Origin of the sequence: Crocosphaera watsonii WH 8501 (genome assembly GCF_000167195.1) — a bacterium.
In the GTDB taxonomy this organism is placed as follows: domain Bacteria; phylum Cyanobacteriota; class Cyanobacteriia; order Cyanobacteriales; family Microcystaceae; genus Crocosphaera; species Crocosphaera watsonii.
Map to the genome: position 1 here is coordinate 1 of NZ_AADV02000251.1, position 4,104 is coordinate 4,104.

Sequence of the window (4,104 nt, forward strand, 5' to 3'; positions counted from 1 at the left end):
ACGCCCCACACTACGGGGGAAATCTTTTCGACAATTCCTCTTTTTATGGCTTCATCCGCCAACTTTGAAGGTGTCCAATGGGCTCACTGGTCTGTCTGATTTGTCACATTCTTCACAAGCGATCGCTACAATCTGGACTACTTGTTCGACCGTAAAGGATTTTGTTGTTCCAGGTCTTGGGCGATCGCTTAAAATTCCTTTGATCAAGACCATTAATGCTTTCTCCGTTACCTGTTGTTCTTCGGCGGCACTCAGTTTTTCTCTCTCCTCAAACCATCGCGATCGCCACTGACGCACTTGTACTCGGTCTAATTCTAATCTTCGACTAATCGAACTATTGCTCTCTCCTGATGCTGCGGCTAAGATTAGCTTGGCTCGTCTAACAAGGCGATAGGGGTTTGTTGTCCCTCTCACTATTTGTTGGAGTACTGTTTTCTGTAGGTTGGAGAGGTTAATTGGCAATGCTTTTATCATGGACATCAACTTCGAGATTCTTCCGTTAGTTTCATTGAAACACATTGTCGTGGCTAGTCACGAAAGTTTCTGTAAAAATCTGGTGGATTACTTTCGCCAAGCTGCACTAGAAGGAAGAAAACGAGAATTAATAGTTAAACAATTATGTTTGAGGGGTGTTGGTAAAATAGAGCTAACATATTCCGCTGCTTCGGCCAATTCTGCTTCTAAAAGTTGCTTTTGTTCCGTTAAATCTTGACTCAATTGATGTAGCCTTAAACCTGCCCTAATCCTAGCAATAAACTCGTTCATTTCGATGGGTTTACAGAGAAAATCATCGGCTCCGGCATCCAAACCCTTGACCCGATCTTCCACCGATCCCAGAGAAGTCAGTAAAATAAAAAAAGTGGTGGCTAAATCAGGAAGACTCTTCACCTGACGACACACTTGCAACCCACTTACCCCCGGCATCACCCAATCACAAATAATCATCGCTGGGTGTAACTCCTTGGCCTTAACTAACCCTTCTTCTCCATTGCCAGCGCAAACCACATCATAACCCTGACGTTTGAGGGTTCTCTCTAAGAGCAAGCGAATAGTGGAATCATCATCAATCAATAAGATTTGAACCATAATTGACAGTTATGAGGAGTTTGAGCAAGAATTGAGCCAAAAGATTTCAGGGGAATTCAACAGCAACTTAACTACTATTGTAGAAGTTAGGGTAAACTAGAGCTAGTTATTATGATTATGATAGGGATATGTGATTCCTATTCTATCTGTCTCAACTATAGTTGATTGTAGAGGCTTTGAATCATTGAGCGTCCTCCGAGAGATTTCCTTTAAAGTAAATAGCGACCTAAAAGCATTGGACGAGGTTTTAGGTTACTTTGATCAACTAAATCAAGCTTGGATACCAAAAAAAGATTGGCTGCACTGTCAACTAGCTTTAGCAGAAGGTTTTACAAATGCGGTGCGTCACGCTCATAAGGATATTTCTGGGGATATCTTTGTGGAAATTGAAATTAAATTAAGGTCTGATAGCTTAGAAATGAGGATTTGGGACTTTGGACCATTTTTTGACTTACAGGCATTTCTGGAAGCTAATGCTGATAAGGATAACCGTTTTGCTGGTCATGGCCAAGGACTACCTATCTTACAAAAAATATCTGCTCAATTAAGTTATGAGCGCAAAAACGATGAGCGCAACTGCCTGTTAATAATCAAAAAATTTTCCCTTCCCTAAGCTCGTCGGGATAGAATATTATTATGTCTAATATTAACCCTACTATTTCCAGTGAATGGCTCGCTGGTCAACTTTCTAATCCTAACCTTGTTATTATTGATTGTCGCTTCCGTCTAGGAGATCCTAACTGGGGATATGAACAATATCTAATCAATCATATCCCAGGAGCTTATTATTTAAACTTAGATCAAGATTTATCTGCTCCCGTTACCACCCACGGTGGCCGTCACCCTTTGCCCGATCCCTCTACTTTTGCTAAAAAATTAGAGTCTATGGGGATTACATTGGGGGAAACTTTAGTTCTTGCTTACGATGATCTCCGCTTTGCTTTTTCCGCCCGTTTATGGTGGTTATTACGTTACTTTGGCCATGAAAAAGTAGCCGTTTTAGATGGAGGTTGGACAGGTTGGCAAAGCAATAATTATCCCCTGGATAGTAGCACTCCATCCCTAAAATCAGGGAATTTCCTACCCCAACCCCATGATCATTGGCTCGTAGATATTGAAGCCCTCAAACAACGCAAAGACTCAGCCAAGGTTATTGTAATCGATTCACGAGACGGCGATCGCTATGAAGGGAAAAGGGAACCCATCGACCTGATCGCAGGTCATATTCCAGGGGCGGTTAATTCCCCCTGGAAGGACGTTAGCAACCAAGAAGGTTATATCAAACCTCAACCGCAACAAAGGGGCTTGTGGGCTAATTTTGAAGGTTCTGAGGAGATAATTCTCTATTGCGGTTCGGGAGTTACCGCTTGTGTCAATCTTCTTTCTCTGGAATCAGTAGGGATAAAAGGAGCAAAATTGTATCCTAGGGGTTGGAGTGATTGGTGTTCCTACTTAGGTGAAAGATAATCTCCTAGATTCACTTAAATACAATCCTTCCTAGAAACTGGTAAGCTTTTAAGGTAAAATTTTAGTTAAGTAACCTTACTAATCTAAACAATTAAGCTACTTATCTATTCTTTATTTTTATTTATACTTAGGTCTCAATTTTATGGATGCTACGAATAGTTGTCTATGTCAGAAAGAGCGTCTTTCTATATTTGTTGATGGGAATAATATGTTTTATGCTCAGCAAAAAAATGGTTGGTTTTTTGATCCCAGGCGAGTTTTAGACTATTTTACCAATGATCCCCACGTTTCTTTAATTAATGCTTTTTGGTACACCGGTTTAAAAGATTCTCAGGATCAAAGGGGTTTCCGTGATGCTTTGATTAGTTTGGGATATACAGTAAGAACAAAAATTTTAAAGGAATACTACGATGATACCTCGGGAAGATACTCCCAAAAAGCAAACCTGGATATTGAAATTGTCGTGGATATGTTTAACACTGTGGATCAGTATGATCGGGTTATTCTATTTAGTGGGGACGGAGATTTTGAACGGGCGATCGAGTTATTGAGATCAAAGAATACCCATATTACTGTTGTTTCTACAGAAGGTATGATCGCTAGGGAATTACGCAATGCAACTGATCGTTATATTGACTTAAATGATATCAAGGATAGTATAGAAAAGCAAGACTACTGACTAACTAATTATTATGGACTCTCCCGAAAAGAAGCGTAGAAGATCCCTCGCTAGAAAGGTTGATAATGAAGTGGAAAAAATCATCCATAAGGTGATGACGAATGAGGGGTTAGAGCAAACTATTGCCAGAGCCGTAGTTAAAGGGTTTATCGCTTTAATTAGGGTTTGCTGAAAAAGTTTCTCCAAAATTTATGCCACTTTTGACCAAGAATTTTCTGACAAATCAATAAGTTTTAGTACATAAAAATTGTTTAAAGTATAATCAAAATTAATGAAAGGCGGTTTGATGAGTTCCCCTGTTCTATTATTAGTAAATAAGGACAAAAAAAGCGACAAAAACTGCCTCAGAAGTTTAGAAAGATTGACAAATAAAAATGTAATAGCAATAGATGTAATGGAGGTTTCAGGGAGTTTTGTCATCACGAGATTTAGGCTAAATCTTCGTTTAGCTTGTCCAAACTTTCCCTCAATAGCATTACGGAAGCATTCATCGGAGTGGGCTTGTTTCTTTTCTTCTTCACTGACATTTTTCGGAGGTCTTCCTAACTTCGGACCACTGATTCTTATCCCTCTTTCCTTACACCAATTTCTGTTTTCCCTAGTTCGATAAATTTTATCTACATGGACGGATTCGGGATAATAGCCAAACGTTTCTTTATACTTTTCTACTTGTTCTTTTAAATGACAAGATTCATTGAAGTTTTCCCAACTTATTTTGTCTAGAAACACATAGTTATCTACACAGCTTACTGAGAGTTTAGCTCCAAACTCTATTGTTTTCCTAAATTCCCGTCANTGGTACCGGCTGAATTCAGTCTCCTCCTTCTCCTCCCTTCTTTTTTTTTTTTTTTTTTTTTTTTTTTTTTTTTTTT

At 39.1% G+C, this 4,104-nt stretch carries 4 protein-coding genes and 3 pseudogenes; 4 read left to right on the top strand and 3 right to left on the bottom strand.

What is annotated here, in order from left to right; genetic code table 11:
* Both CWATDRAFT_RS30085 and CWATDRAFT_RS30090 read right to left on the bottom strand, forming a co-directional pair.
* A pseudogene (locus tag CWATDRAFT_RS30085) lies at positions 1-519 on the bottom strand (helix-turn-helix domain-containing protein); the annotation flags it as partial.
* A gap of 63 nt (positions 520-582) precedes the next feature.
* Positions 583-1,086, bottom strand: a pseudogene (locus CWATDRAFT_RS30090) (response regulator transcription factor); the annotation flags it as partial.
* 184 nt (positions 1,087-1,270) lie between these two features.
* On the opposite strand from CWATDRAFT_RS30090, the gene CWATDRAFT_RS30095 reads away from it, so the two are divergent.
* The 4 genes from CWATDRAFT_RS30095 to CWATDRAFT_RS37940 all read left to right on the top strand — a co-directional run bounded on the left by CWATDRAFT_RS30095 (position 1,271) and on the right by CWATDRAFT_RS37940 (position 3,404).
* Complete coding sequence (locus CWATDRAFT_RS30095) at positions 1,271-1,699, top strand: ATP-binding protein (protein WP_021829215.1); 429 nt, start codon at positions 1,271-1,273, stop codon at positions 1,697-1,699.
* 23 nt (positions 1,700-1,722) lie between these two features.
* On the top strand, positions 1,723-2,553 hold the full coding sequence (locus CWATDRAFT_RS30100; RefSeq protein WP_007308501.1) for a sulfurtransferase: 831 nt from the start codon (positions 1,723-1,725) through the stop codon (positions 2,551-2,553).
* A 142-nt stretch (positions 2,554-2,695) separates the two neighbouring features.
* Positions 2,696-3,232 (top strand): LabA-like NYN domain-containing protein, encoded by a 537-nt coding sequence (locus CWATDRAFT_RS30105; protein ID WP_007308502.1) that lies wholly within the window; start codon positions 2,696-2,698, stop codon positions 3,230-3,232.
* Positions 3,233-3,245: 13 nt separating this feature from the next.
* Entirely contained in the window at positions 3,246-3,404 is a 159-nt protein-coding gene (locus tag CWATDRAFT_RS37940) for a hypothetical protein (RefSeq protein ID WP_157134212.1), read from the top strand.
* 17 nt (positions 3,405-3,421) lie between these two features.
* Here CWATDRAFT_RS37940 and CWATDRAFT_RS30110 read toward each other — a convergent pair.
* Positions 3,422-4,012: pseudogene (locus tag CWATDRAFT_RS30110) on the bottom strand (transposase); the annotation flags it as partial.
* Between the last annotated feature and the right edge of the window lie 92 nt (positions 4,013-4,104).